The following is a 5,636-nucleotide window of genomic DNA, read 5'->3' on the forward strand; positions in this document are numbered from 1 at the left end:
GTTGCCACCGGTCGCACCGGTAATCGTGGTGCTGACGGTCGAGCCATTGTTGTAGACATCGTTGGCCGGGGTCTGGAAATCGACGCTGCCCTGGGTCTTGCCCGCTTCGACGGTAATGGTCTGACCGTTGGACAGGGTCACGGTCACCGGGGTCTGAGCCGGATTGCTCAAGGTCACGGTGTAGGTGATCACCCCGCCTTCGGTCACCGACGGAGTGGCCGTCAGGGTCGCAGTGGTAGTGTCGATGGTATCGGTAACCTGGGTAACCGCTGGTGTTTGCGGTACGGTTACCGTCAATCCACCGCCCCCGGTTGTGCCCGTTACGGTCGCCGAAATCTGGCCGCCGTCGATATACGGGGTATCGCCTGCCGGAACCACGACGTTGACGCTACCCGAGGTTTGCCCGGCCGGAATGACAATTACGGCCCCGTTTGACAGGGTGATCACCAAGTTGGTGGTCGGCGCCTGGCCAACCGTAGCGGTATAAACAATTACGCCGCCCGCTTCGCTGATGGAAGGGGTAGCGCCAAGAGCCAGGTCGGTAGCAACGTTGGTGTCTGTCGTCGGTGTGGTCACCTGGTTGTTGCTGGTGGTATCCAGCACGCCAACCTCTTCGCCATCGAGCACGGCAGCAAAGCCCAGCCCGTCAGTCGGGAAGCCGACGGTAGGGTCGACCCGGCCCGCGGTTTCTTCGAGCATGACAAAGCTGTGGCCACCGCCCAGTGCGCCGCCGCCGCCCGCCGACGATGGGCCAGCCGCAGTCGCTTCAAGCTCGGTAGTCGGGTCGACACCAGCAGCGATCGCCTGTTGCAGCTCTTCCACCGACGGCGCGGCTTGTGCGGTAGCCTGGCTCAAGTCGGTGCTGCTGTCTGGCGCATCAGCGCTCCACTGGCTGTCTCGACCCAGGTCAAGCAAGCGGCCATCGGCCAGCTCCAAAGTAACTGCCCCCCCTGGTCCGGTGAGCACTTCCTCACCGGACAGCAGGCGGTCCCCTTCGATCAGAACACGCCGGATGCCTTCTGGGGAAACCGCAATAACCTGGCCGACAATACTTTTGACGATGGCTACAACGCTGCTCATTGGACTCTCCGTGTGACCCGATGGGTACTTCCCTGCCAGAGCGGCACTTGCAGGCCACTTCAGGCGGAACTATGTCGATGATCTCGTGACGCTTTTGACGTCAATATCCCGTCTATAACTTTTCGGAATTGACTAACTGCCAAACTATTGACCTTGCACATGCCATCCTAAACAATCGGCAATGTAATGTCACATTGATATTTGAACCTTAGCCAAACGTTTCTTAAGGACCAATGTCGCGCATCATTGAAAGCGTTTTTCCACATCTTGATAACCGCAAATACGGAAAAAAGGTAACCGCTCAGGTGTCAATAATCGGCTCACTCGCAGGCCAATGCTCGAAAACAAGCACAAACCTTGCCGAAGGCAGCCAACCAGCCGCCGAGAACTTACCAGCATCACCAGCCCTTCAGGTAGCACGATACGGAACTGCAAATTGCCGTAGATCAATGGGATAGCAAACAACCGCGCAATACTGCCAACCCGAATAGGAAAAGCCTTGCCGATTTTTAGTCCAGAACAGTCAGCGACCCGCTTTCTAATAGATGAATTTTGACTAATTAGCAGCAAAATACCGTCAATGAATCAGCGCCTGTTTCCTGACAAAGTTACAAGTTGAGCGAAACTGCACCTCTGCTGCCAGCCGGATAGCAGGCTATGCTGCAGAATAGCTTCGGCCTGTATGCTGACTGGCTCAAAAATGAAACATTCACCACTCAGCATCGTCTGCAGGAGTATCGACCGTAGAACTGTTTACTCGATACCGATTCAAGGCGACCATTGACCGGTTGCCCAAGCGCCAGCGTGCCGTAGCCTCATGACCACTGCCTGGCAGCGCCATTGAACGTCAGGGTGAGCTAGCTGAACGGCTGCCCACCTACCCCACCCACCACAAGGATGAAGAGAGCGCCGCGTGGAATCCGAAGTCAGTCGAGTCCAACTCAGCCACGATCCACGCAGTCAGCATGACGATCCCCTGCTGGATAGCCTGCTGAGCCTGTGTGTCCTGCACCAGAAACCCGCCAGCCGGGTCATGCTGACCACCGGCCTGCCGCTGCCGGCCCAGCGCCTGAGCCCCGAGTTGCTGCCCCGCGCTGCCGCCAGGGCCGGCCTGCAGGGGCGCCTGCTGCAGCGTAAACTGGAGCATATCCCGAGCATCGCCATGCCAGCCATGCTGCTGCTCAAGGAAGGCCGCAGCGCCGTCCTGCTGGGCTGGGAAAACGAAGACACCGCGCGCCTGCTGCTCAGCGAGAGCGATGGCGGCGAGGTGCATGTCAGCCGCGAAGCCCTGCAGAGCGATTACAGTGGCCGGGTGTTCTTCGCGCAGCCGCAGCACAAGTTCGATGTCAGCCACGGCAACCTCATCCCGCGGGCGAAGTCGTGGTTCCGCGATACCTTGCTGCGCAGCAAGTGGCTATATATCGACGCGATCGCTGCCAGCCTGGTGATCAACCTGATCGCCCTGGCCGCGCCACTGTTCGTGATGAACGTATATGACCGGGTTGTGCCCAACCAAGCCACCTCGACCCTCTGGGTGTTGGCCATCGGCATCGCCGGCGCCTACATCTTCGACCTGATCCTCAAGGGCCTGCGCGGCTTGTGCCTGGACCTGGCTGGCAAGAAGACCGACCTGATCATTTCGGCAACGCTGTTCGAACGTATCGTCGGCATGTCGATGAAGTACCGCCCGGCCAGGGTTGGCAGCTTTGCCCAGAACATTCACGAATTCCAGGGCCTGCGTGACTTCCTCGCCTCGCTGACCCTGACCAGTCTGATCGACCTGCCGTTCACCGTCCTGATCCTGGTAGTCATCGCCATCATTGGCGGGCACCTGGTGTGGATCCCGATCATCGCCTTCCCGCTGGCCCTGGGCATTGGTTACGCCCTGCAACGGCCACTGATGGCGACCATGGAACGGACCATGGCCCTGGCCTCGGAGCGCCAGTCCAGCCTGATCGAGACCCTTGCCGGACTGGATGCAGTAAAGGTCAACAACGCCGAAAGCGAACGCCAGTACATGTGGGAGCAGACCCTTGGCACCCTCAGCCGCCTGGAACTGCGGGTGAAGGTGCTGTCGAGCCTGGCGATGAACATCACCCTGCTGATCCAGCAACTGGCAGGCGTGGCGATGATTTGCGTCGGCGTGTACCTGATCATCGACGGCAACCTGAGCATGGGCGGCCTGGTGGCCTGCTACATGCTCAGCGGCCGCGCCCTCGGCCCGCTGGGCCAGCTCAATGGCCTGCTCGCCCGCTATCAGCAAGCCAAGGTGACCATGGTCTCCACCGACCACATGATGGAACTGCCGCAAGAACGCAACTTCGAAGAACGCCCGCTGAGCCGCAAGGTGCTGCAGGGCAGCGTCGAGTTCCGCGGAGTCGATTTCACCTACCCGAACCAACAGAATCAGGCCTTGAAGAACATCAACCTCACCATCCGCCCCGGCGAGAAGGTGGGCATTATCGGCCGCAGTGGCTCGGGCAAGAGCTCGCTGGCCAAGCTCATCGTCGGCCTGTACGAAGCCGATAGCGGCTCGCTGCTGGTCGATGGCGTGGACATTCGCCAGATCGACGTCAGCGAACTGCGCCACAACATTGGCTACGTGCCCCAGGATATTCAGCTGCTGGCCGGCACCCTGCGCGACAACCTGGTCAGCGGGGCCCGTTACATAGAGGATGAGTTGATTCTGCAGGCTGCCGAACTGGCGGGTGTACATGAGTTCGCCCGGTTGCACCCGGACGGCTACGAGTTGCAGGTAGGTGAACGCGGACAGAACCTGTCCGGCGGCCAGCGACAGAACGTCGCCCTGGGCCGCGCACTTTTGCTCAACCCGCAGATCCTGCTGCTGGACGAACCGACCAGCGCCATGGACAACACCGGCGAAGAACGCCTCAAGCAGCGACTGCAGGCGGTGGTGGAAGGCAAGACGATGCTGCTGGTCACGCACCGTGCCTCGCTGCTGTCACTGGTGGACCGGCTGATCGTGATCGATCGCGGGCAGATTGTCGCCGACGGCCCGAAAGCCGCGGTCATGGATGCGCTGAAGAAGGGGCAGATCAGTGTTGCATAAGCTGGATGTGGGGCAGTTCAAGGACGGCCTGCGGCGCTATTTCAAGGGTTCCGATTCACTGGGTGGCCAGCCGCTGCCAGAGGTCAACAAGGCCCTGATCGAGGATGCGCCGCGGGTCGTGCGGCTGACCATATGGGGCGTGATCCTGTTCTTCGTGTTCCTGATCGTGTGGGCCAGCGTCGCACCCATCGATGAAGTTACGCGGGGTGAAGGCAAGGCCATTCCGTCGTCCAAGGTGCAGAAGATCCAGAACCTGGAGGGCGGCATCGTCGCCGAGATCTTCGCCAAGGAAGGGCAGATTGTCGAAGTAGGCCAGCCATTGCTGCGTCTGGATGAAACCCGCTTCGCCTCCAACGTGGGTGAAACCGAGGCCGACCGCCTGGCGATGGCCTTGCGCGTCGAGCGCCTGAGTGCCGAAGTAGGTGACACCCCGTTGAAGATTGATGAGGAACTGCGCAAAGCCGCGCCAAGCCAGGCAGCGAACGAAGAGTCGCTGTATCAGAGCCGGCGCCAGCAATTGCAGGACGAGATCGGTGGCTTGCAACAACAGCTGGTACAGCGCCAGCAGGAACTGCGCGAGTTCAGCTCAAAGCGCGCCCAGTACGCCAACAGCCTGCAATTGTTGCGCAAGGAGATCAGCATGTCCGAGCCGCTGGTGGCCACCGGTGCGATCTCCCAGGTCGAGGTACTGCGCTTGCGTCGCGCCGAAGTGGAGAACCGCGGTCAGCTGGACTCCACGGCGCTGGCCATCCCGCGTGCCGAGGCGGCCATTCGCGAGGTGCAAAGCAAGATCGAAGAGACCCGTGGCAAATTCCGCAGCGAAGCGCTGACCCAATTGAACGAAGCGCGCACCGAGCTGAACAAGGCCACGGCGACCAGCAAGGCCTTGGATGACCGCGTGAACCGCACGATGGTTACCTCGCCGGTACGCGGTATCGTCAAGCAGCTGCTGGTGAATACCATCGGTGGGGTGATCCAGCCGGGCAGCGACATCATAGAAATCGTGCCGCTGGACGACTCACTGGTCATCGAGGCGAAGATCCTGCCCAAGGACATCGCCTTCCTGCACCCTGGTCAGGAGGCGACGGTCAAGTTCACGGCCTATGACTACACCATCTACGGTGGGCTGAAGGCCAAGCTGGAGCAGATCGGTGCCGACACCATCACCGATGAAGACAAGAAGACCACCTATTACCTGATCAAGCTGCGCACCGACCGCAGCCACCTGGGCACTGACGAGAAGCCTCTGCTGATCATTCCGGGGATGGTGGCGACAGTCGATATCATGACTGGCAAGAAGACCATCATGAGCTACCTGCTAAAGCCGATCATGAAGGCGCGTTCGGAGGCGTTGCGCGAGCGGTGATCGCCATCCCCTGCCGTGCTCGCTGCAGGAGTGGCCTGGTGTGGCCGGTTTTGTGGTATGCGGTACCACGGGCGAGGCTGCGGCGCTGTCCAAGGCCGAGCAACTGGCCATGCTGGATGC

At 60.6% G+C, this 5,636-nt stretch carries 3 protein-coding genes; 2 read left to right on the forward strand and 1 reads right to left on the reverse strand.

Annotated elements, in window-relative coordinates:
- On the reverse strand, nucleotides 1–1,080 hold a 1,080-nt coding region (locus tag ACK1U9_RS25595), incomplete at its 3' end, for a retention module-containing protein (protein ID WP_449110273.1).
- A gap of 913 nt (nucleotides 1,081–1,993) precedes the next feature.
- On the opposite strand from ACK1U9_RS25595, the gene ACK1U9_RS25600 reads away from it, so the two are divergent.
- Nucleotides 1,994–4,150, forward strand: a complete 2,157-nt coding sequence (locus tag ACK1U9_RS25600; protein ID WP_449110274.1) for a type I secretion system permease/ATPase — start codon at nucleotides 1,994–1,996, stop codon at nucleotides 4,148–4,150.
- Nucleotides 4,140–5,516: an HlyD family type I secretion periplasmic adaptor subunit gene (locus ACK1U9_RS25605; RefSeq protein ID WP_046617192.1), complete on the forward strand. Its 1,377-nt coding sequence runs from the start codon at nucleotides 4,140–4,142 to the stop codon at nucleotides 5,514–5,516. Before ACK1U9_RS25600 ends, ACK1U9_RS25605 begins: the two co-directional genes overlap by 11 nt.
- The last annotated feature ends 120 nt before the right edge of the window (nucleotides 5,517–5,636 follow it).

The sequence above is a fragment of the Pseudomonas sp. XP1 genome, from assembly GCF_053557675.1.